This is a genomic window from Parasphingorhabdus sp. (assembly GCF_048269915.1).
Classification (GTDB): Bacteria; Pseudomonadota; Alphaproteobacteria; order Sphingomonadales; family Sphingomonadaceae; genus Parasphingorhabdus.
In genome coordinates, this window is the sequence record NZ_JBLWTY010000011.1 from 1 (window position 1) to 19,745 (window position 19,745).

At 59.6% G+C, this 19,745-nt stretch carries 26 protein-coding genes; 2 read left to right on the forward strand and 24 right to left on the reverse strand.

Translation table 11 applies throughout. The features are described from left to right. Positions 1 to 103, forward strand: a 103-nt coding sequence (locus ACN0WX_RS14975; RefSeq protein WP_417623170.1) for an integrase core domain-containing protein, incomplete at its 5' end; no start/stop codon positions are given. Here the strand turns inward: ACN0WX_RS14975 and ACN0WX_RS14980 are convergent. From ACN0WX_RS14980 to ACN0WX_RS15095, 24 genes are all read right to left on the reverse strand, one after another. Next, positions 85 to 990, reverse strand: coding sequence for a hypothetical protein (locus ACN0WX_RS14980; RefSeq protein WP_417623145.1), 906 nt, complete (start codon positions 988 to 990; stop codon positions 85 to 87). The genes ACN0WX_RS14975 and ACN0WX_RS14980 overlap by 19 nt on opposite strands. A gap of 191 nt (positions 991 to 1,181) precedes the next feature. Then, positions 1,182 to 1,748, reverse strand: a complete 567-nt coding sequence (locus tag ACN0WX_RS14985) for a hypothetical protein (protein WP_417623146.1) — start codon at positions 1,746 to 1,748, stop codon at positions 1,182 to 1,184. 60 nt (positions 1,749 to 1,808) lie between these two features. Then, a complete protein-coding gene (locus ACN0WX_RS14990) occupies positions 1,809 to 2,747 on the reverse strand; it encodes a phage capsid protein (protein WP_417623147.1) in 939 nt (312 codons plus the stop codon). Positions 2,748 to 3,175: 428 nt separating this feature from the next. Continuing rightward, entirely contained in the window at positions 3,176 to 3,487 is a 312-nt protein-coding gene (locus tag ACN0WX_RS14995; RefSeq protein WP_417623148.1) for a hypothetical protein, read from the reverse strand. Then, positions 3,450 to 3,770, reverse strand: coding sequence for a hypothetical protein (locus ACN0WX_RS15000; protein WP_417623149.1), 321 nt, complete (start codon positions 3,768 to 3,770; stop codon positions 3,450 to 3,452). The genes ACN0WX_RS14995 and ACN0WX_RS15000 overlap by 38 nt, the downstream gene beginning before the upstream one ends. Then, on the reverse strand, positions 3,767 to 4,186 hold the full coding sequence (locus ACN0WX_RS15005) for an N-acetylmuramoyl-L-alanine amidase (RefSeq protein ID WP_417623150.1): 420 nt from the start codon (positions 4,184 to 4,186) through the stop codon (positions 3,767 to 3,769). Before ACN0WX_RS15005 ends, ACN0WX_RS15000 begins: the two co-directional genes overlap by 4 nt. 54 nt (positions 4,187 to 4,240) lie before the next feature. Beyond that, the gene (locus ACN0WX_RS15010) at positions 4,241 to 5,023 is read right to left on the reverse strand and encodes a capsid assembly protein (RefSeq protein ID WP_417623151.1); all 783 of its coding nucleotides are present in this window, start codon (positions 5,021 to 5,023) and stop codon (positions 4,241 to 4,243) included. Beyond that, entirely contained in the window at positions 5,023 to 5,193 is a 171-nt protein-coding gene (locus ACN0WX_RS15015; RefSeq protein WP_417623152.1) for a hypothetical protein, read from the reverse strand. Before ACN0WX_RS15015 ends, ACN0WX_RS15010 begins: the two co-directional genes overlap by 1 nt. Positions 5,194 to 5,195: 2 nt before the next feature. Then, positions 5,196 to 6,752, reverse strand: a complete 1,557-nt coding sequence (locus ACN0WX_RS15020) for a portal protein (protein WP_417623153.1) — start codon at positions 6,750 to 6,752, stop codon at positions 5,196 to 5,198. A gap of 5 nt (positions 6,753 to 6,757) precedes the next feature. Then, the gene (locus ACN0WX_RS15025; RefSeq protein WP_417623154.1) at positions 6,758 to 6,946 is read right to left on the reverse strand and encodes a hypothetical protein; all 189 of its coding nucleotides are present in this window, start codon (positions 6,944 to 6,946) and stop codon (positions 6,758 to 6,760) included. 221 nt (positions 6,947 to 7,167) lie between these two features. Beyond that, complete coding sequence (locus ACN0WX_RS15030; RefSeq protein ID WP_417623155.1) at positions 7,168 to 7,725, reverse strand: hypothetical protein; 558 nt, start codon at positions 7,723 to 7,725, stop codon at positions 7,168 to 7,170. Beyond that, entirely contained in the window at positions 7,707 to 8,552 is an 846-nt protein-coding gene (locus ACN0WX_RS15035; RefSeq protein WP_417623156.1) for a hypothetical protein, read from the reverse strand. The genes ACN0WX_RS15030 and ACN0WX_RS15035 overlap by 19 nt, the downstream gene beginning before the upstream one ends. A 296-nt stretch (positions 8,553 to 8,848) precedes the next feature. After that, complete coding sequence (locus ACN0WX_RS15040; RefSeq protein WP_417623157.1) at positions 8,849 to 9,214, reverse strand: GIY-YIG nuclease family protein; 366 nt, start codon at positions 9,212 to 9,214, stop codon at positions 8,849 to 8,851. Then, a complete protein-coding gene (locus ACN0WX_RS15045; protein WP_417623158.1) occupies positions 9,150 to 11,210 on the reverse strand; it encodes a DNA polymerase in 2,061 nt (686 codons plus the stop codon). The genes ACN0WX_RS15040 and ACN0WX_RS15045 overlap by 65 nt, the downstream gene beginning before the upstream one ends. Next, the gene (locus ACN0WX_RS15050; RefSeq protein WP_417623159.1) at positions 11,207 to 11,437 is read right to left on the reverse strand and encodes a hypothetical protein; all 231 of its coding nucleotides are present in this window, start codon (positions 11,435 to 11,437) and stop codon (positions 11,207 to 11,209) included. The genes ACN0WX_RS15045 and ACN0WX_RS15050 overlap by 4 nt, the downstream gene beginning before the upstream one ends. Next, positions 11,385 to 12,884, reverse strand: coding sequence for a DnaB-like helicase C-terminal domain-containing protein (locus ACN0WX_RS15055; RefSeq protein ID WP_417623160.1), 1,500 nt, complete (start codon positions 12,882 to 12,884; stop codon positions 11,385 to 11,387). Before ACN0WX_RS15055 ends, ACN0WX_RS15050 begins: the two co-directional genes overlap by 53 nt. Positions 12,885 to 13,060: 176 nt before the next feature. Further along, entirely contained in the window at positions 13,061 to 13,246 is a 186-nt protein-coding gene (locus tag ACN0WX_RS15060; RefSeq protein WP_417623161.1) for a hypothetical protein, read from the reverse strand. Then, positions 13,246 to 13,473 carry a hypothetical protein gene (locus tag ACN0WX_RS15065; RefSeq protein WP_417623162.1) on the reverse strand — a complete coding sequence of 76 codons (228 nt, stop codon included), beginning with the start codon at positions 13,471 to 13,473 and terminating at the stop codon, positions 13,246 to 13,248. Before ACN0WX_RS15065 ends, ACN0WX_RS15060 begins: the two co-directional genes overlap by 1 nt. A gap of 90 nt (positions 13,474 to 13,563) precedes the next feature. Further along, a complete protein-coding gene (locus ACN0WX_RS15070; protein ID WP_417623163.1) occupies positions 13,564 to 13,800 on the reverse strand; it encodes a helix-turn-helix domain-containing protein in 237 nt (78 codons plus the stop codon). A gap of 61 nt (positions 13,801 to 13,861) precedes the next feature. Beyond that, complete coding sequence (locus tag ACN0WX_RS15075) at positions 13,862 to 14,323, reverse strand: hypothetical protein (protein WP_417623164.1); 462 nt, start codon at positions 14,321 to 14,323, stop codon at positions 13,862 to 13,864. 39 nt (positions 14,324 to 14,362) lie between these two features. Further along, positions 14,363 to 15,115, reverse strand: a complete 753-nt coding sequence (locus tag ACN0WX_RS15080; RefSeq protein ID WP_417623165.1) for a hypothetical protein — start codon at positions 15,113 to 15,115, stop codon at positions 14,363 to 14,365. Between the two features lie 359 nt (positions 15,116 to 15,474). Next, positions 15,475 to 15,729: a hypothetical protein gene (locus tag ACN0WX_RS15085; protein ID WP_417623166.1), complete on the reverse strand. Its 255-nt coding sequence runs from the start codon at positions 15,727 to 15,729 to the stop codon at positions 15,475 to 15,477. Then, positions 15,729 to 15,902: a hypothetical protein gene (locus ACN0WX_RS15090; RefSeq protein ID WP_417623167.1), complete on the reverse strand. Its 174-nt coding sequence runs from the start codon at positions 15,900 to 15,902 to the stop codon at positions 15,729 to 15,731. The genes ACN0WX_RS15085 and ACN0WX_RS15090 overlap by 1 nt, the downstream gene beginning before the upstream one ends. 70 nt (positions 15,903 to 15,972) lie before the next feature. Next, the gene (locus ACN0WX_RS15095; protein WP_417623168.1) at positions 15,973 to 18,465 is read right to left on the reverse strand and encodes a DNA-directed RNA polymerase; all 2,493 of its coding nucleotides are present in this window, start codon (positions 18,463 to 18,465) and stop codon (positions 15,973 to 15,975) included. Positions 18,466 to 18,987: 522 nt separating this feature from the next. Here ACN0WX_RS15095 and ACN0WX_RS15100 point away from each other — a divergent pair. Continuing rightward, on the forward strand, positions 18,988 to 19,188 hold the full coding sequence (locus ACN0WX_RS15100) for a DUF1127 domain-containing protein (protein WP_417623169.1): 201 nt from the start codon (positions 18,988 to 18,990) through the stop codon (positions 19,186 to 19,188). Positions 19,189 to 19,745: the final 557 nt, after the last annotated feature.

Genomic DNA, 19,745 nt, shown 5'->3' on the forward strand with positions numbered 1-19,745 from the left:
GATCGAAAACTGGATCGAGGATTACAATGACAACCACCCGCACTCAGGGCTGAAAATGCGCTCGCCCCGCGAGTTCATTGCCGCTCAAATCGCAACCGCCTGAGTGTCCGGCGAAACGGGGGCAAGACCACCCACCTCCCGGTCGGCCCATTCGGCCTGTTTGAAGGTGAACGTCCCGTTGGAATTTCGGACAAGGACATGAGGCATCGTCGCCGGGTCGATCCGGTAGGGAACGTCTGGCCCGATAGTCTCCTTCCATCGCCCCTGCGCGGCCTCGTTAGGGTGGTCGAAGCGGACGTAGTAGTCGTCGTAGTTCGTATCCTCGCTGCCCGAGACCTTGATCGAGAACCCATGGGGGGCTCGGCGTGGTAGCTCCGAGAAGTCCTGCGAAGCCCCTTTGTGGGCTCGTGCGCGGGTCTCTGAACCTGCCTTAACGTCAAGACGGAAGTTCGACGTGCTGTTCCGCTGAATGTAGATCACATTATCCATCAACTGGTAGGTCCAGTTGGAGGTCCCGAGAGTGGCCTTGAGGTGCGACTGGGCGTTGGCCGGAATTGCAACCACGTTAGGGAGCGGCGTACCGTTCAACAGAAGGTGGGCAACATTGGCCGGACGGGCTCCTTTCTCCGCCGCTCGGGCATCGCTTTCCTGCGAATATGGACCGCCGTCAGTCATGACTTTAGCTCTGACCACGCCATCCACGAGAATGGAGTATTCCGTGTGGTAGTCGCCGGAGGCAATGTGGATGAGACCACCATTCACAAACCGCGGAGATTTCGCAGAGGAAGCCTGAACGGTCTTCTTCTTGTTCAAAATGAATGTGTGGTCGGCCACCGTCAGGGCCTCAAGGTCGCCCTCACCGGCCCCGGCTAGATAGCCCAAGCCGTTCGGAGCGGAGACCGTCTTTGCCGTCCCGTCCAGATCGTGGACTTCAATCCCGTTCGGACTGACTGTCACGACGTACTGCTCGTCATCATCGCGGTCGATCAAGTGGACCGTAGAGTTGGCCGGTCGGGGGCCTGAAACGACCCCTTTGAGGACTGCCGGGTTCCGAGGGACGAGACCTCGGGAGACTGTGGGGAACTGGTTGATGCTTTCCTCAAGCTGCGAGGTAAGCCTTACTTCTGCGGGTTGCCGGCTCACCCCATTGATGAGGTTAGGAGAGCCTCCCTTGGCTCGCATTAGCTTCTCCGGGATAGCTGCGAGATAGTCGCGTTGTTCAGGAGGTTGAACTTCTCGTTGCGGAGCTTGGCTTTCTGGAACGCCACCTGTGCGCGAAAGAGGTTCCGATTGCGGGCCTCGGTCACAGCGTTGGCTCCGGGGAAGCCATCAACGAATTTCTCGACCGCAAGGGCCGTGACATACCTTCGGGCCACTGCCGGAATTTCATCCCAGTAGAGGTGGAAGATCACTGAACACGAGACAGGCTCGCTGAATTGAAAGGTCTTGTTTTCCCGGTCATAGAGGCGCGGTCGCCTTGCGATGTAGTCGCCCTCCACCCCTGTGAGGGACAGAATGGAACCGGGGATGATGATTTCACCGTCGCCGTTCGGCGTGAGAACGTGGTCGCTCTCAAAGTTGAACCAATGGCCCTCCTCCTGAAAGTCCCGAGAGGTGGATCGGAGAACTGACAGGGCGGTGTTTCCAGAGGGCGGTAGATTGTCGAGGGCCTCCACGGGGTCCTCACCGATTGCGGCCAGAAGCTCGCTCACGGCTTGAACTTCGCTGGAGGGACCGAGGGTCTCCATGCGGGCCTCCTACATACGAAAAAAATGCCGAGGCCCCCGAAGGGACCCCGGCGAGGTTGGTTAGGCAGCGGCCACTTCGATGGCGCACTCGGGACGCAGGATGCCGTGACCGACAGCGTAGCGCGCAGCCAGAAGCGTAGCCTGAAACAGCGTCAGGTACTCGGACTGCATCGAGAGGTTCATCAGGCGGACGGTGCCGACAGCCGAACGGTGGAAGACCGAGAAGCCAGTTGCGGAGAAGTCACCACGGTACTTGGTCGGGACGTTCGCAGCGGCGCTTTCGTTCGTCTGCGGGACGTGGTTCGACTTCACGATGGTGATACCCGCAAGGGTCTCGATCTTGCCGTCTGCGTAGGAGCCGCGACCACCCCAATCCTTGTTGATGAGGTCGGTGCTGGATGCGGCAGCGTAGTAGGTTGCAGGACGCATGAGGGCGAAGCGCTCGCTATCCGGTACGCTGTTCTCATCGAACTTCTGCGCCGAAGCGAACAGAGCCGAAGCGATCAGCGCGCCGTCGGTCTTGACCGTTGCGCCGCCGTTGATGACGGAGCCACCGGCCTCACCAGTGATGGTAGCGCCTTCACGCGCAGCCAGTACGGCAACGCGAGCGACGTTCTTGTCATAGGCAGAGGCAAGGGCCTCGCCAAGCTGCCGGGTGTACTCGGAGCGAACGTCGTAGTGGTTCTTGGCCTCGTCAATGTCAGCGATGAACGTGTTGGCAACCAGAAGGTCGTCAATCACGATCACACGCTCATTGTGAGCAATCGGGGTGCCGGTAAGCTGCGTACCGGGGACGTGGTAGTCAGCCGTGATCTTGCCGGTTGCCGGGAACTGGGCCGACTTACCGCCGTCGATCTCACGGGTGACGTGCTTGTCCTGATAGACACAAGCGGCGTTGAATGCCGTCAGGACCTCACCGGACCAGACCTTGAGCATCAGAGCATCAACGTCGTTGGCGAGATTTACCTGACCGAGGCGGGAGACAGTTACGTTGGACATAGTAGTTTTCCTGTGTGCGATGGAGGGAGAATTGGTCCGTCCAAAGCGCCGTGCAGGAACGCGAGATTGTCCGCTCGAAGGCCCCCTCGGGGACCAGTTCGGCGGGTCAAGGTTCTTGTTCGAGTGCCTTGAGTTGGAACCTGAAAGTCACCGCCGAATGGGCAGTGCGACTATGAGGTCCGTCGTCATCACAGGAGGTTGTAAGAGGGCCGAGGCATACCTTTCGGCAGTGGCCCCGGCCATATCACATGAGGTCCTCGTAGAAAGCGATGAGCCGCTTCCCACAGGCCGTTTTCTCGGCCTCGGACTGTTTGAGCATCGCGATCAGCCGGAGCACATCGCGCTTACTCATGGCCCCCTTTCGGGGAGCCGGAACCGTCCTGTCAAAGCAGACCGAGAGATCGGCCGGAACAGGAGGTAAATGGGTGTCAGTTGGGAGCACCGTCCCAGAGGTTGCGCAACCGCTCAACGTCAGGGCCAGCAAGACACTCCCGATCTTCAATGCTTTCGGCATACTCATCGAGTGAGGTGATCCTGTCTTTGAGTTGGGCGATCTGTTTGGCATCGGCTTGGGCTCGCTTTCCGTGCTCCTCAAGGGAGGTAGCAAAGCGGATGGCTTGCTCCCGATAGAACTTGTTCAGTTCCTCAAGATGGGCCGTTCGGGCCTCTGCTAGGGCCTGTGCCTTGCCCTTCTGGTAGAGGCTAAATCCCGTCCCGATCAGGGCCAGAATAGCCAACACCAGAGCCGCCACCTTCCAGTTCCTCAAAATCCATGTCAGCGTTGCCATAGAAGGGTCCCTGTTGGTTCGAGGTGAAGAAGTTGAGGAAGCGCCGGTAGTCGAGATGTCCGATGCCGGTGTAGGCACCATACAAAGCCCCGACGAGAGCCAGCGCGGAGGCGACGACAGAGGCCGCTTGGCCTGTTGCCACCCCGTAGAATGCGAGCCCCCAAGCGAGCACCGTGTTCACCAGAAGGAACAGCTTTGAGGTGTGTCGCTTGGAGTGCTTGCGTGTGGGTTTCATACCAGCGAGCCGAGCGGGTCCTTCCGAACGTCGAAGCTCGGACATGCCTTGGCGGCGTACTGGTTGTGGCCGGTCACTTTCTGGATCGAGGGGAACTTCCTCGTCAGGCGCTTGCAGATTTCCAGAAGCGCTCTTTTCTGTGCCGGGGTTCGAGTGTCTTTGGCAGTCCGCCCATCTTTGGCAACGCCGCCGATATAACAGATGCCGATGGTTCCCCGATTATGTCCCCGCACATGGGCTCCGATCTGGCGGAGCGGTCGGCCTTCCTGAATGGTGCCGTCCAAGAGAACGACGTAGTGGTAGCCGATGCCGCGCCAGCCGCGCTGTTTGTGCCAGCGATCGATGTCCCGTGCGGTGAAGTTTTTGCCTTCGGGGGTGGCCGAACAGTGGATGATTAATTCACTGATTGGGCGCATGTAGAGGAACCCCCTCGGGTGCGCTTCCGTGGAGAGGCGTAGGGGGTGTTGTTCTTAGATGTTCGAGCGAGAGAGCTTGTCGATGACACTCTGTCGGAAGGCCGGGTCGGTGCGGTACTTGGGGTTCCGCTGGTCAGCCAGCATCTCCTCAAGGCTGTTGTATCGGGCACCCTTAGCGCCTGTGCCGGTCGTCGGCTGGACAAGCTTCGGCTTCACGCCATTGGCGCGGTCGAAGTCGGCCTTGAGAGACGACAGTGCGAGTTCAATCTGACCTCGGTTCTTCGAGTTGACCGCCTCGTTGAAAGCGTTCGCCTTGTCTTCCGAGTAGTTCTTCGTCGCCCATTCGACCATCTTGTTGACGGTTTCCTCGCCGCCGACGGTCGCCATCATCTCGCTGCGGAGGGTCTCACCCTGCGAGAGACGATACTGGACGAACTCATCTACGAGGCCCTTGTCGACGCCCACCGAAGCGAGCTTCTCATAGGTGTCCTCGGGGAGCGAACCGTGTTCCTCCCAGTGGCTCTCCAAAGCTGGAATGTCGAGACCAGCTTCTTCGGCAACGCGGCGAGCTTCTGCGCCCTCCTCATCGTCACCTTCGGCGCCGCCTTCTGGAGCGCCTTCGGTCTGGCCTTCGGGTTCCGTGGGAGCCTCACCGGCAGACTGCTTCTGCTCAAGCTCCGAGTAGGAGTTCAGGAGAGCTTCGGTCTTGATCGTACCCGTCTCGGCGTCCCAGAACTTCTCCGGGACATGGTTGGGACGTTCTGCGCCACCAGCCGGTGCCGGGGCGTCGGGGCCGGTAGGTTCGGACTTGATGTTCACTTCGAGAGGGTTGCCCATTATGCGATCCTCGTGCTGATCGTCAGACCGCCTACGGTCTTCTCGGTGAGGAACGTCTTGCCGTCCTTCTCCACCACCTTCTTGCCTTCGGATTTCTCTGCCTTGATCTTCGCCTCAAGGGCCTCGGCATCGCCCGCCTTCGAGCGAGTACCTACGTTCACGTTAGCCATGCTTATTGTGTCTCCATAGATTTCTGGGCCATGCCACCGAGTTGGTTCACGGCGTTGGGGCCGAGCCGGTCGGCCATCTGCATCATCATCTGCTGCTGCTGCTGCGCTTGGATTTCCTCTGGGGTCATCAGCAATCCTTCGGTCTCGATGTTGAGGCCGTTAGCCAGTCGCAGAGCGAGGTTCTCCCACTTGATCGACTGTGCGGCAGGGCTCTCACCAATGAGGTTGAGGAACTGCATCAGGTTCGAGAGGTCGTTGCCCCGTCCGAGGGCGTCCATCCCGGTCACAACCTTGGGGGTCGCCACCTGTTGTGGAAGCTCGGGGAGCGATCCCCTGCTCTCAAGGTTCTTGATCTGGACCTTGGCGAGGGGAAGCTGGAGGTCCACGGCCTGTACCGAATAGGTGCCGCCGAGGGTGTCTTCCAGTTCACGGGCCATGTAGCGGATTTCCTCGGCGGTAACTCGCTCGCCGGGGCGCTGGATGGCGGTGTTCATGAGGAATGAGAACGCGAGCCGTTGAGAAAGCTCGTCAATCATTTCCTTCGCTACTCGGAAGTCGTTGTAGCGTTCGATCTGGAGGAACGAAACGTCCTCCTTATTGCCGACCACGGGCTCGCCATTCTCGGCGTTCACGAGGTCCTTGGCATCAAGGATACCGTTCGGGTCAAGGATCGGGATCACTCGGGAGGAGATAGCCACGAACTCTCGGATTGCCTTCGACAGGCTTTCGAGGTGCGCGAGGTCTCCCAAATATTCCTCGATCAGGCCGCGCCCGTAGTCTTCGCCATCAACCTTGTTGTAGCGGAGCACGAGGAACGGGAGTTCGTCGGTAAGATAGGCCCCTTCGGAACCCGGAATGATCTCCCCTTCGACCTCCTGATAGACCGTGTACTGGCCCTCCTCGTTCAGGAGAACGTGGGTGAACAGGTCCACCGTGTCGGCGGAGGCTTCGGTCTGGACGCCGTTGGCTGCTTCCGGGGATTTCGAGGTGCCGCCTTCCGGCAGCGCGTTTCGTGTTTCCTCGGGCAGCGCAGCAATGGCGATGGGCTCCTGTGCGACCCACTCTATGAGGTTTCCGCCGGGGTCCCGTTTGCACACATATTTGTCCAGACGGTAGACCCGACAGCGCCCGTCTTCGGGCACATAAAGGGTGGCGTTTCCGGTCGTGACGAGGAGACGAAAGACTTCATAGAGGTCGGAGCGGAGCGCCCTCGCCTCAAAGTCCGTCATCACCCTCCGCACGAACTGCGAGAATGCTTTGTCGATTTCATCCTTCACGCCTTCCTGACCGGTCATTTCCTGCGCGGTAAGGTCGTCCACCTCCATCTTGAGGTATGGTGCGTTCGGGGGAAACAGCGCCATGAGGAGCTTGGCCGAGACGTTGTTCACGCCGCGAGCGCCAAGGCTCTGTTCCGGGGTTGTGAATTTCGTGGACCCGTTCGCTCCATCTTCGGGGAGGAGCGAGGGGATGGTGAGTTTGGCGCATTGACGGCCACGGTCCAGATAGGCTCGGCGGTCAGCCTCTAGGGCTTGAAACCGCGACTTAGCTGATCCGGCCATTCAGGCTAGACGTTGACGCCTGTCTTGGTCGTGGAAGACCCGGAAGCCAGGTCAATGCGGAGAGGGTTGCGCTTGCGCTGGACCTTCGTCTGACTGTCCTTCTTGATTTCCACCGGATCGGGCTCCTTCTCGGGAGCGGCGGTCGGCTGCGGAACGATGTTTTTCACCGGGTCCGGCTTACTAAAGACGCACATTCTGCTTTTCCTGTTTGTCTAGGAGGTTTCGGAGACGGTTCACCGCCCTCCGCTCACCCGCCTTCATCCATACTTCCCGTTCGTGATCGTTGGGGTTCGGACATTTTTCAGGAAAGAGACGCTCGGCGTACTCGATGGTCGCGGCATCCAGAGGCGGCACCGTGGACAGGTTCGAGTGTGGTTGGTTTTTCAAATCGAGATGTCCAAATGGTAGTGGGTAATCAAACGGCCCCCGAAAGGGCCGCGATTACTTTGTCTTCAAGAGCTTCCAGACTGCCGTCGTTGACGATCACCTCGTCAAACTCACGGTCCTCCAGAAGGCCCTCGCTCGGGTGGTCGTTGGGGAGTTCAGCCCCCGGCCTCTCGATGCGCCACATCTGGCCCCCGTCAGCGAGAACTGCGTCGAACTCGTTGGGGAACCGCACGTCCTCGACCACAACCAGATCGGCTCGCTGCGGGGCGTTGAGGACGAGCTTGACCCAGAGGTCCTTATCGATGAGCTTTCGGCCCCAGTCGGTGCCAATCGTCTGCATCAGATAGCGGAAGCTCTTGTCTCCCAGTTCGGGGATCGGGGCCTCCTTGTCTCGTGTCATGAACTGGCCGATCCGCTCGGGATCGAACCCGGCTGACCAGAGGAGGTCTACAACCAGACGCTTGAGCGGCCCCGCGAAGGGGCGCTGCTCGAAGCCGTACCGGTTCTTGAGGAGTTCCGCGACGGTGCTCTTACCGGACTGCGGAACGGGGGAGTAGAGGCCAATAGTCAGGCGCTCGGTTGCCAAAGAATGGGCTCCTTTCGCTTGTAGTCATAATCTTCATGTCGAAGGATGCGGGCGACCCGCGCATTGACGAGGGCGTCATCCTCTGTGAGGCCCGCCTTCTGGTAATGAGTGACGATGCACTCCCAGATGTTCGTCGTCGGTTCGGACAACCAGCGTCCCCGCATGGTGCCCTTATTGGGTCCCCGCTTGACCTCCGTCTCGGAGTAGACAAGGCGGACAGGCTCGGCCACCAAGGCAGCGGCCCGGGCCTTGCCAATGCCGGGACAACCGCTGTAGCCGTCCACGCTGTCCCCCGAGAGGGCCTGTGCGTAGAACAGTCGGTCGGCCTCCGCCTCGGTCACGAAGGTTGGTTCTTTATCCTTCGTCTCACCCTCTTTGTCCGGGTCCCAATGAAGGCCCGGTACGGTGCGAAGGTCCTTGTCGGAGGTGACGACGATCTTCCGCCCCTTCACCACCTTTGAGTTGGTGGCGAGGATGCCCATCACGTCGTCGGCTTCGAGCCCCGGACGGATGAACGTTTCGTAGTTGTCCTTGAGGTGCTGCAAGAGCGCCGGAAGGATCATGGGGCGGCGAACGTCTTTGCGGTTCGATTTGTAGGACGGCATGACCTCCTTGCGGAAGTTTCGGGCGTCCGAGATGGTGACGATGACTCGATCCGCTTCGAGGACCTTCTGGAAGCCTTCGAGCGTCTCGTCTAGGTTGGCGATGCCGTTGTCAGCGTCGGCGGATAGGACGAACTGGCCGTCCCCAAAGTCTGTGGCTTTCTCCTCGGCGGCGGCTGCTCGGTAGGCGAACAGGTCCCCGTCGATCAGGAGCGTGGTGGTCAATCAATCTCCATTAGCTGCACCGTTCGGGGTTCCCCTTGGTGCGTTTCAGCGGCCCGAACGGCGGCCTCCTCGGTGAGAAAGAGCCGCGCTCGGATCGGCGTTTGGGTCCATGTCATGTGGTGAACGCGATCCGCGAGGTACTTGTCCCCTTTGCGGACCACAAAGGCGTAGTCTAGCAACGGCAATCGTGATGGTAGGACTGGAAGTCCCCGCACTCCTCACACTGCGTCAGGCCGTCATCCTCACCCATAAGAACAGGGATGCCGTACTTGGATCGGAGATAGGCCGCGTGTTCCTCACGTTCCGAGACGCTTGGCGACAAGATCGACAAGGTTGGCGGCATCGTCGGGGTGGATGAAAAACCACTCCCCATTGCGGCGCTGGCCGGAATAGAGGGTGCGGAAGGTTCGTTCAGCTTTGCATACATCTGGGAAATACCTGTGGTAGTGAAGATGAAAGTCTCGATGAGGGCTTGCAGTCTGGTAGGTGCGGTATCGGGATATAAGTCCGGTCGTCCGACCAACCTTGCAAAACCCCGGCCAAGCCGGGTTCGTAATGACGTAGAGATGGCCTCCGCCGTGGTTTCGCCTCCGTTGCTTAGTGGGTGTCGCGCCAGTTGGTCCCTTGGTCAGCGTTCCCCGCGAGGGGGCATCCGAACTCAAGTTCTTCTCCAGCCTTTCGTATTGCGTCTTCGGCGGTCTTCATGACGAACTCGACGTGCATGGGGAGCACGTCCAACTGCCATTCGTCGTGAACGTTCGCGCAGAACTCGTAGTCCACACCGGGGGCGAGCCCCTCCGCCTGTAGGTCTCGGTCAAGAATGACTAGGGCCTGTTTCATGATGATCGCTCCAGCCGACTGGAGGAGCGTGTTGAGGGCGGCGTGTTTGTGCCGGACCTTGAGCTTCCCGCCGTCGAGCCCCACGAGGAAGCCCCTGCCGGGAACCCATTTGCGGGTCTTCTTGGACCTGTACCCAAAGGCGCGTTCCTGCACCTTCTGGACCAGCTTTCCGAGAGCCGGGAGGCCCTTGAGGAAGTCGTCTCGGGACTTCTTACCAGCCGCTATGATGGTCTTTGCGGAGCCGGTTGTGCCGACTGTTCGTCCGAGCTTGAAATCCCCTGCCCCGTAGATGAAGGCGTAGAACCAAGTCTTGGCGATGTCGCGGCCTGATAGCTCCTTACCGTCCACCACATACTTGCCCTTCGGGTCCATCCCGAGGGCTCGGCAGTTGACCGAGTGCATGTCCGTGCCTTGGGCCTTGTCGCCCGACAGGATGGTCTCGATATATGCGCCGCCGTCGTACCGCGACATGTAGCCGCCGAGGCATCGAAGCTCCAAGGCGTCAGCATCACAGCCGACCAAAACGAAGCCCGGAGAGGCCGTGAACAGGGACCGGCATTCGGCCCCGTATGGGCTCCCGACCTTTGGCACTTGGGCCACGTTGGGGAAGTTGTGCGTCATGCGTCGGGTGACTGCCCCTGCCGTGACGACTGCCCCATGGATGCGCCCGTTGCGCTCCTTCTTGAGCCACGCCTGTTTGCCCTCCGCTAACTGGGAGATGCGTTTGGCGACTGTCAGGTACTTGGTGAGGAGCTTGGCTTCCGGCCACGGGAGTTGGGACAGGATCGTTTCATCGACCTTGACCTCACCGCTCGGCGTGAACTCCTGCGGCTCCCATCCGAACAGCTTCTTGAGCCGGTCGGCAATGTGGTGTCCGCTCTTGGGATTGAACTCGACAGTCTTGACTTTGCAGTACCGCGAGCCCTCCTCGTAGAGTTCAGTGACATAGAGCGGAACCGGGTTGCCCTCCTTGTCGACCTTGATGTTGCCGTTCTTGTAGCGCTCCCACCCGACTGCCGGGAGGTCCTTACGCTTCACTCTCCGGGTCCGCTTCACGTCCACGGTTCCGCCCGAGGCGTTCCACGATCCGAAGGTCTTTCGGAGTTCCCGGTCGAGCGTCTCCCGTTCACCGATCAGTTCGACGTAGAACTTCTCCGCTGACTTGGCGTCAAAGGTGAAGCCCCAACGCTCCTGTCTGGAGAGGATGGTTGCGACCTCCATCTCCATCCAAACAGCTTTGTCGCTGTGCGGGATGCCGTGGCCCTTCTTGTCGGTCCCGGCCCAGATCGGAAGGGCCTTGCGATAGAGCGCGTGAGTGACCTCAACGTCCTGCTCGCAGTAATCCTGCATCTCCGGGTTCCACGAGGCCCACGGGTCGAGGCCCTTGGCCTTCATCTCCTCCGCGTAGTCGCCCTTCCAGAGCCCAAGGCGGTAGCCAAAGGCTTCGAGCGAATACTTGTTCTGGAGCTTCTTCGGCAGCTTCCCCTTCTTGACTAGGGCGCTGTCCGTCATCTTGATCTCGGGCCAGAACAGGCGGGCGAGAACTAGGGTGTCTAGGGGTCGGCCTTTTGGCGTGAACCAAGGGAAGACCTTCTGGATCGCCGGAACGTCGAACTTGATGATGTTGTGGCCGATGATCTCCTCGGCTTCCATCAGCTTCTGAACGCCTTCCCCCATCCGCTTGAGATTGTCAGGGTGGCCGTCGTTCCGGTAGGAGAAGACCTCACTGGTGTCGGCGTCCTTGAGGACCAGCGAGTGGACTGTGGTTAGCTCGTCCAAGAGCCCGTCAGTTTCGCAGTCGAACAGATACCTGCTCAACCTACCCCGCCATCAACAGCCTGAAACGAAGCTCTTATGGCCCGAGCGCGCTTGTCGCGGCTCTGCTTGGCGAGCGCATACCGGGAATGATCCTCCGGCGTAGCGCCCTCGCTGTGAGCCCTCTCGTGCAGCTCCAACAGGTCCTTGGTGGAACCGTTCTGCTGCATCACAAGCTCAAAAAGGGTCGGAGCCGGTGTCGCTTCCGTCGAACTCGTCGTATTGCTCATCTGGATTTCCTTCCGTGCTGAAAGGGTCCTCCACCAGTTCCGCCAGTCGCCCTGTGTCGGGGTCGTATTGGAGCCAGCCCGCTTCACCGGTTTCGCCCGTGTAGCGGTTCTTGAGGACCCGAAGGGTGGTGACGTTTTTGTGCTCGCCCTGCTGATCTCGCTCGGCCCCGATCACGAAGTCGGAAAGCTGTGCGATGGCGTGGGAGCCGCGAAGCTGTGCGAGGGAAGTCCGCGCACCGTCCTCATGCCCCTTGTCGCCCTGTGGGCGCTTGAGGTGGGAAACCAAGAGGATTGCGATGTTGAGTTCCATCGCCAGCGTCTTGAGTTCCGTCATGATGTTGTCGATCAGCCGCCGCTCATCCCCGTCTTCCGTGCCGGAAACGATGATGGAGAGGTGGTCAAGGATCACGACCTTGCAGTCACAGCCGACGGCCATGTACCTGATCTTGGACACGATGTTATCGATGTCGGAGGAGCCAAAGTGATCGTAGAGGAAGATTCGATCTGTCCCCAACGTGGCGTCGAAGCCTTCCCGCTTCTCCTCATCGGTCAGTTCACCCCAGATGGAGTGTGCTGGCTTGTTGATGGCGAGCCCCATAAGGCCCCGTGCGGTGCGCTTGACGTTCTCCTCCAGCATAATCATGCCGACGGTCTCGTCTTCGACCACGAAGTTGTAGGCGATCTCACGCACGATGGCGGATTTGCCGATGCCCGACCCTGCGGTGAACGTCCAAAGCTCCCCGAGGCGCACCCCGAGGGACATGTTTCCCAGAGCGTTGAAGGGCAGTGGGAGCGTGTATTCCTCGTCCTGCTGGTTGACGGTATCCCAGAGGTCCGAACCAGCTACGATGCCGTCAGGTCGGTGAGCCTTGGCCCCGAAGATCGCGTCGATGACCTCCGAGCCGCGCCCTGCAAGGAGCATCTCGTTTGCGTCCTTGAGGGGAAGCTTGGCAACCTTGAGCTTGCCTGATTTGAAGCGAAGGGTGGAGCATTTCTCAACGGCCTCCCTGCCCGCCTCGTCGTTGTCGAACATGAGGATGATTTCATCGAACTTGTCGAGCCACTCGAAGGCGTTCTGGAGAGCCTTCCGGGCATTTGGAGCGCCCGTTGGAAGCGACACGACCGGCCATTTGAGCCCCTGCAACTGGGACACAGACATGGCGTCGATCTCTCCCTCGGTGATGACGACACGTTTGCCGCCATCGCGCCAAAGATGCTGGCCGTAGAGCCCTGCCGACTTGGCGTCCCCGAGGAACCTGAAATCCTTGTTCTTGAAGCGAACCTTCTGGGCCACGAGGTTGCCCGTCAGGTCCCGGTAGTTTGCCAGTTGGACCGTCTGGCCTCCCATTTCGGAGACAGAGTAGCCCCATTTGGCGCATGTCTCCTCTGTCAGTCCCCGTTTGGCGAGCGCCCGGATGGAACCGACAGGGAGCAAGTCTTTCGACAATCGCTTCCTTTCAGCGTTGTTTTCGTGATGTGAAGAAGTTTCTTGGCCGTCACCGGGCTCGTAGTGGCCGCAGCCGAAGCAGTAGCCGTGCCCGTCGTCATATCGTGCGAGGTTGTCGGAGGAGCCACACTCGGGGCATGGCTCGTGTCCGACGAACTCACTATCGGTTTGATGTGTCAGAACCAGCCCGCGATTGCGCCGATGAACGGAACCGGAATACCCACAAGACGGATTAGCATCTCACCAGTGAAGGTATCCCACGGAAGGTTGAACAGTTTTAAAACGTTCATGAACCATCCGGCTGTGGCAGTGAGCGTGGCGGCGATGTAGAACACGAACATGATTGCGTATGCGTAGGTCATTAAGACAGGAACTCCTCAAGCTTGGCATGGAAGTGGGCGGCGTCGTCGCGGCGAGAGAAGGCAGCGAAGCGCTTTGTGGAGGTGCGTTTGATCTGCGCATCCAGACGCTCGATCTCCGCGTTCTCGAAGGCGATTACCTGCGCAAGCTGGTTCATGGACTTGCGGAAGCCCGACAGGGCCGATGCGGTGGACGGGCGGAAGTAGCGGGCGATGATTTTCTTGAACATGTGAACCTCAAGCAGAGAAAAGGAAGGTGAGAAGAAGCAAGGCGGTGAGCCAGACCATGAGGGGACCGAACGGGTTCGGATGGATGACCATCAGAGCTTCCCCCCTTCCAGCACGTAGCGGACGTAGCTCTGTCCGGTGCTGTCCTTGCGGCGCTCCGAGACAATCGGCCAACCATCGGACTTGAGTTCGGAGATGCGCTTCGGCAGCGCACGGCAGCGCCAGAGGGCCTGAGCCTCCACATTGCTGATCGACTTGCCTTCGAGAAGGTGGTCGAGAAGCAGGGTTTTCATCGGCTTGTCGTTGATCGTGTTGAAGTGCGAAGACATGAAGTTCCTTTCGTAAGGTGCGCATGACGAGGCCCCCTTTCGGGGACCCCGTGGGCGCTGGTCAGGTCGTTGGTGATTTCTTCTTCTTGGGGATGGCAACGCGCTGGAGGGCGGCGATGCGCTTCTGACAGGGCGGCTCATTGAGCCACTCGTCAGGGATGGATTTGTCCGCGTAGAGGAACCCCCACTGCTCGCACCACATGGCGTAAGACGTGGGGCTCCCCTTCGAGAGCTTGTTCTTCGAGTTCGAGAAGACGAACCGAATGTCGAGTTCGGGGTGCTGCTCTTTGAGCCATTTGTGCTTCTGACGGTCGTCCGTCATGAAGCGCCCTTTGCTCTCGATCACGATCCCGTTGGGGAGCGGGAAGTCCGGCGTGTACGTTCGGTCCTTAGCGGGCTGGCGGAATGGGATTTTCAGGCTTTCAAACGCTGCCTCAATCCCCCTCGCCTCCAGTTCGGAGACAATCTTTTCTTCCAGCCCCGAGCGGTAGCCGTTGGAGACACCCCGAGATTTGGGGGTCACGGCTTTCCGCTTGGGACGGACAGTTCGTTTCGTCAAATTTTAGAAGTCGGCTTCGTCGTCATCATCGTCGTCGGAGCCGCCGTCGAAGGGACCGTCGGAACCCTCGTCGTCGTCCGCCTCAATGTCCGAACTATCGAAGCCATCGTCCGAGCCTTCAAAGCCGTAAGACGATGCCGAACGTTCACCACCGGCAGACACCAGTTCGAGAACCTGCACGGCGTTCAGGCGGCGGGTGATGCCATATGCGCCGGTTCCGGCCACGAAATACGGGAAGAACTCGGCGTTGATGATCGCAGTCGTTCCGCCCCAGATTTCGATGCCCTTCTTGAGCGGCTTCGGAGGCTTCGCGCTGTCGAACAGGCCGACCTTGGCGTACCACTTCCTGCCAGCCTTCGGACCCTTCTTGAACTCGCCCGAATACTTACGCTTGAAGCGCATCTCGATTTCACCAGTCTCCTCCTCGGTCTCCTCGTCATAGACGGGAGCGTATGGGAGGTCCGGCTGGATGCCGCCGCTCTTGGCTTCGATCTGCTTGCGAGCCTTCACGGGAAGCTCTGCAAACTTCTCCTCGGCAAGCTCTCGGGCGCGATCCATCAGCTTGTCGAGCCGGTTGGTGAACTTGGTCACTGCCGGGTCGGAGCCGTCATACGTGACCTTCGTGTTGAATGAGCCGTCATTGTCGGGGAACTTGTCGGTGCCGTAGTCCGGCTCCGTGACCTTCGGCCATTTCAGAACGCCCGGAGGCGTGTTCAGCGTGATTGAATCGGGGTTCTGGTTCTTCTTCTTTGCCATGGTTTTCCTATCGCTCGTAGCGGGTTTGGAGTGTGGGAATGTCGAAGCCTTGCGCCATCAGGCGGGTCTCAAGGTCGAGTGGGAGGGGGACGCCCTGCTTCCAATGGAGAATGGCCGTCTTTAGGTCTCGGTTACGCACTGCTCGGGACCCCCTTTCGCAGGACGGAGCGCATCTTCTGGCGCACCTTCCGGGGACCGAAGCGGGCCGGGAGAAGTGGCTGCTGTGCCCAGTTGCGGGCGTGGGGGTTGGAGGCACCGCGAGTGCCGTAGACTTGGTGAAGACTGACCATAGTTCAAACCTTTGGACGATTTGGACGCAATGCGCCCCTATATCTGGGTGGATGAGACGTAGCGGGAGGCTACAACTCGTTGTCGACGTACATCTGCAAGGCCGAGAAGCTCGGGTCCTTGACGTGTTTTGAGGCCATCATGTTGTTGGCGACTGTGAACAGGTCTCCCGGATCGACCCCGTGCCGACGGCAGTAGGCAAGAAGCGTGACCGCGAGGGACACGGCTTGGGTCTCCTTGTCGTGATCCGAGATGCGATCCAACTGGGTGAGAGCCTGTTGAGCGACCTTACCGGGGTCGAGATGGTTCATCTTGTCCCGGTTCATTACGCTCCCCTTCGGCGGATCGCCTTGACCTTGAGAAGGGTGTCGATCACGACGTTCCGTAGGAAGGAGAAGTCCTTCTTGGAGAGCTTGTGTCGAGTGAAGGTATGTCCATCCACCGTGATGTCATCGTTGGATGCTCCGAAGTGGAGGCGGATGGAAGGTGCTGTAATCATGTTATCTCCAATGTTTAGGGAATTGAGACGACCGAATGGTAGTGGGTAATCGTCCAAACTATCGGTCAAACTAGGCGAAGAAGTAGTCGCTCTCCTTGATTTCATGCAGATCAAGACCCCCGACAAACGGAGGAAACTGCACTTTATCTTGGAGACTTGCCGGGACGGTTTCCTCTCGGAACTGTTCCAGCACCTCGTTCTCCTCATACATGCGGACGAACTCGCTGCGGAGGACCGAAGCCAAGTCTGTGGCCCCGCTCGCAGTGGTGCCATAGCTGTCGTGGATCATGGCGAACTTGGTGATGCCCTTCTCGGACGCTGCATTCACCGTGAGGATCAATGCCGCCGCATCCATGGAGTGGACGAAGTTCGGGGCCACGCCGTTAGCCTGTCTCCGACGGTCGATAGTGTCGGGCACAGCCTCCTGAATGCAGGGCTTGAACCGCTTCCCGAACAGGACCGTTTCGATCTGTCGGGATTTCACCTCTTGGTAGCCCTGAACGACCACGAAGCCGCTCGGTGTGGTCCACTTCAAGGGATTTCCCGACTTGGCGACGATCAGCGCAGTCTCCCGGAGCCAACCCATGGCGAGCTTCGCGGACACCACGACATCACCAATGGACGACCAGACGACACCTCCTAGCCAGTACGAGGCAGCGCGAAGCTGGTCATCTTCGATCTGGAGGGTTGCGATGTCCGCTGCCGAGCGCTCCAGAACCGCGTCAAAGACGTACTTCTGGCAGGAGTTCAAGGTGCCGCCATACGGGAGCACCATGACAGGCCGCTTGGTGATCTTTCGGTCGATCCCAAAGGCTCCCCAGTGGTTCGCCAGTGCGGCCTCCTCCATAAGCTCCTTGCGCTCCTCGTCGGTGGCGTATTCCAACCCCGGAACATGCTCCTGCATGGCGATCTGGTAGAGACGGTCATTCACGACGCGAGCAACCTCCCCGTAGATGTCCTGCGGGGCGTCCGAAGGGACAAGGTTGACCGCCTTCCCGGCGACCGGATCGCGCAGCATTGCAGAGTAGTGCTGGAGCCCGTTGCAGGAGCCATCCATCGCGATTGCGAGGCGAGAGCAGAAGGTTCCTCCGTAGGGAGTGACCATCAACCACGCTGCGTACTCGAAGCACCACGCGAGGAAGCAGAACGGACTGTCAGCCTCCGCCCACCAGAGGTCATCCAGAGGTTCCCTAGCCGTGGCGGCGATGCGCCCGGAGTTGGCGTCCACCCAAGCCAGTCGGTCGTCCATACCCACCTTGTCCACGCCAAACGTGTTGGCACCATGGACCTTGAACCAGTGGATTGCGGCTACCGTGTCCAGCGGGTCCCCTTCCGAGAACTGGAGGAGCCCTTTCGCAAGATCGGTGCCTTGGGGGTTGAGCCCGTTCGGCACGGCGTAGACGCGGCCCCGGAAGTCGAGCTGGTGGGGGAAGTAGATGGCGTCATAGTCAACATACTCCTGCGCGACCGAGAGGGTCTTCAAGGTTTGAACGCGGCGGCTGAACAGCGTCCGGTTTCGGTCGTGAGCCATTGCGGCCTGACGTTTCCACCGGGTGCGCGCTTCTTCGTTGGTATCGATGTCGGCGGGAGGCGTCGGAATGTGTTCGGCCTCCTGCGGGAGCCCTGCGAGCCCCCCGCCCGCGTCGTTGAGGTGGGAAGCGACTTCCAGAACCCGCCTGTTCACGGCCCACGGCGTCCGCTGGATCGCGTTGACGGCTCGATAGACGTTAGACAGGTCGGCGCTCGCAAGCGCTTTCAGGTGGTCCTTGGAGCGCGTTTTGACGAGTGATAGGTCCGTGGCGAAAGCGTCGGTGTGGTAGCCGCCACCCACAAGCCCCTCCCAATCCTTCGGCGGAATGACGCACGGTCGGAACTCGGGAGAGAGGAGTTCGGCCTGAATGTCGAGGGTCGCCAGCCAGTCATTGACGCGATTGGTCGGTACGAGTGACGCGGCATACTTGTTGCGTCCGCGACGGATGCGTTCGATCTCAAAGAGACCTGTCGCTTCCACCATGAGTTCGATCAGCTTTGTCCCGACGAGAACCTTGGCTCGGGCATCCCACGCGGTCCAGCCGTCCTCCACCTTGCTAAGGACGTGGTTGAACACGCTCTTGCGGTGACGGCCATTCCGGGTGCGTCGGTTCAGGTCCTTCTCGACGGTCCCGACGTGTCCCGGATGGGTCAGGCGGTAGTTGGCAATCCGCTTCTCGGTCTCGATAGCGGTGCCGATCAGGCTCGCCACGGCCACCATGTCCCGCTTTTTCGCCACGCCGTCGAGCGCAGTCTTCGCGGTGATGAAGGCCGCAACCGTCGGATCGACATCTTCAAGAGCGCGGACAGCGGAGTGCTTCCGCCCTGCCCGGCCCGTCTGGGCGCTCTCTAGGAACTTGGAGACAGCATCTCCGAGCACGAGGACTGTCGCGTCCATCGCATAGCTCACAGACTTGCTTCGGGTCGCCTCCCCGCCTTCGCGGGCTTCAAGAGCTAGAGCGCGGTATCGCTCGGCCCCGAGTGTAGCCATTCGCTGCTCCAAACGGGCCTGTTCGGCCACCAGATCAAGCATGATTTCTCCTTGGTTGGTCACAAGATTGGGCACAAACCGGGACATCTGTGCCCAAACGCGAAATGGGCACAAAATTCCGTCCGATAGTTTGGACTATTCTGGGAAATGAAAAACAGGCCCCGAGCGGTGCGCTCAAAGCCATACTTCGTAAGGGTTTTGGGAGGGAGAGAGGGGGTTAGTTCAATGAATTGGACGGATCAACCCGGAACCTAAATCCTGCGTGTCTACCAATTCCACCACACCCGCTTCGAAAGACCCAAGGAACGCCTTAAGCTTCCGAAAGCGCGGGTTCTATATCACCTGCACCTAGTCTATCAAAGCAAAATTGGCAAGATTCAGGGCTTTTTTGATCGCTTCGGCCCCCTTGCGCATACCGGCTGCATCCCCCGCTCCCACCGTGCTTTTTATAAACCGATTAGAACCGCGCCAAACCCGAGCCATGCAGCAGCCGCAAAAAGGCCATGCTGCATTGCACAAATCGCATTGCTGTCATGCAACATTGTCACTTCAAAGCCGGGCGGCTTGGGACTATCTCCTGCTCACAAGACGAACACAGAATATTCGAACGAAGCGAGCAGCAAGATGAACATCATTCGCAACTACCGCAACTGGCGCCGTTACCGTCAGACCGTCAACGAGCTGAGCCGCCTGTCCAACCGTGAACTGAACGATCTGGGCATCTCCCGCGGCGACATCCCGTTCGTTGCACGCAAGTCTGTCTAAGGACAGCAGCTAATTCAGTTTCGCCAGGATTACCTCCTCCCAATCCTGACGGATATGACCGACAAACTCCTCCTCCCAATTGTCGGTCACCCAAAACAACCCCTGCCGAACCTCCTCCCTCGGCAGGGGTTGTAAAAAGGGCGGTAAGCCTCGTAAGAGCCCGCCAGACAGAGTTTTAGAGATTCCTTCGGAGTTATCCTCCTCCCAACTTCGAAGGAAACGACCGGCATCTCCTCCTCCCAATTGCCGGTCACCCTATAACGACACCCGCCGAACCTCCTCCCTCGGCGGGTGTTGTTTCCGGGCAGAGGCCTTCCTATATGGGCGCTGTCAGGATTTGAGTTTCATAGATTTCGTCCGGGTTACCTCCTCCCAACCCTGACGAATAGACCGGCAACCTCCTCCTCCCAAAATTGCCGGTCACCCTATAACGACACCCGCCGAACCTCCTCCCTCGGCGGGTGTTGTTTCCGGGCAGAAGCCTTCCTATATGGGCGCTGTCAGGATTTGAGTTTCATAGATTTCGTCCGGGTTACCTCCTCCCAACCCTGACGAAT

What these genes read in the sequence shown, in the direction of transcription:
- ACN0WX_RS14985 (WP_417623146.1), bottom strand. Translation starts at nt 1,748, where the DNA reads ATGGAGACCCTCGGTCCCTCCAGCGAAGTTCAAGCCGTGAGCGAGCTT.
- ACN0WX_RS14990 (WP_417623147.1), bottom strand. Translation starts at nt 2,747, where the DNA reads ATGTCCAACGTAACTGTCTCCCGCCTCGGTCAGGTAAATCTCGCCAAC.
- ACN0WX_RS15000 (WP_417623149.1), bottom strand. Translation starts at nt 3,770, where the DNA reads ATGAAACCCACACGCAAGCACTCCAAGCGACACACCTCAAAGCTGTTC.
- ACN0WX_RS15005 (WP_417623150.1), bottom strand. Translation starts at nt 4,186, where the DNA reads ATGCGCCCAATCAGTGAATTAATCATCCACTGTTCGGCCACCCCCGAA.
- ACN0WX_RS15010 (WP_417623151.1), bottom strand. Translation starts at nt 5,023, where the DNA reads ATGGGCAACCCTCTCGAAGTGAACATCAAGTCCGAACCTACCGGCCCC.
- ACN0WX_RS15015 (WP_417623152.1), bottom strand. Translation starts at nt 5,193, where the DNA reads ATGGCTAACGTGAACGTAGGTACTCGCTCGAAGGCGGGCGATGCCGAG.
- ACN0WX_RS15020 (WP_417623153.1), bottom strand. Translation starts at nt 6,752, where the DNA reads ATGGCCGGATCAGCTAAGTCGCGGTTTCAAGCCCTAGAGGCTGACCGC.
- ACN0WX_RS15025 (WP_417623154.1), bottom strand. Translation starts at nt 6,946, where the DNA reads ATGTGCGTCTTTAGTAAGCCGGACCCGGTGAAAAACATCGTTCCGCAG.
- ACN0WX_RS15050 (WP_417623159.1), bottom strand. Translation starts at nt 11,437, where the DNA reads ATGAGCAATACGACGAGTTCGACGGAAGCGACACCGGCTCCGACCCTT.
- ACN0WX_RS15060 (WP_417623161.1), bottom strand. Translation starts at nt 13,246, where the DNA reads ATGACCTACGCATACGCAATCATGTTCGTGTTCTACATCGCCGCCACG.
- ACN0WX_RS15065 (WP_417623162.1), bottom strand. Translation starts at nt 13,473, where the DNA reads ATGTTCAAGAAAATCATCGCCCGCTACTTCCGCCCGTCCACCGCATCG.
- ACN0WX_RS15070 (WP_417623163.1), bottom strand. Translation starts at nt 13,800, where the DNA reads ATGTCTTCGCACTTCAACACGATCAACGACAAGCCGATGAAAACCCTG.
- ACN0WX_RS15080 (WP_417623165.1), bottom strand. Translation starts at nt 15,115, where the DNA reads ATGGCAAAGAAGAAGAACCAGAACCCCGATTCAATCACGCTGAACACG.
- ACN0WX_RS15085 (WP_417623166.1), bottom strand. Translation starts at nt 15,729, where the DNA reads ATGAACCGGGACAAGATGAACCATCTCGACCCCGGTAAGGTCGCTCAA.
- ACN0WX_RS15090 (WP_417623167.1), bottom strand. Translation starts at nt 15,902, where the DNA reads ATGATTACAGCACCTTCCATCCGCCTCCACTTCGGAGCATCCAACGAT.
- ACN0WX_RS15095 (WP_417623168.1), bottom strand. Translation starts at nt 18,465, where the DNA reads ATGCTTGATCTGGTGGCCGAACAGGCCCGTTTGGAGCAGCGAATGGCT.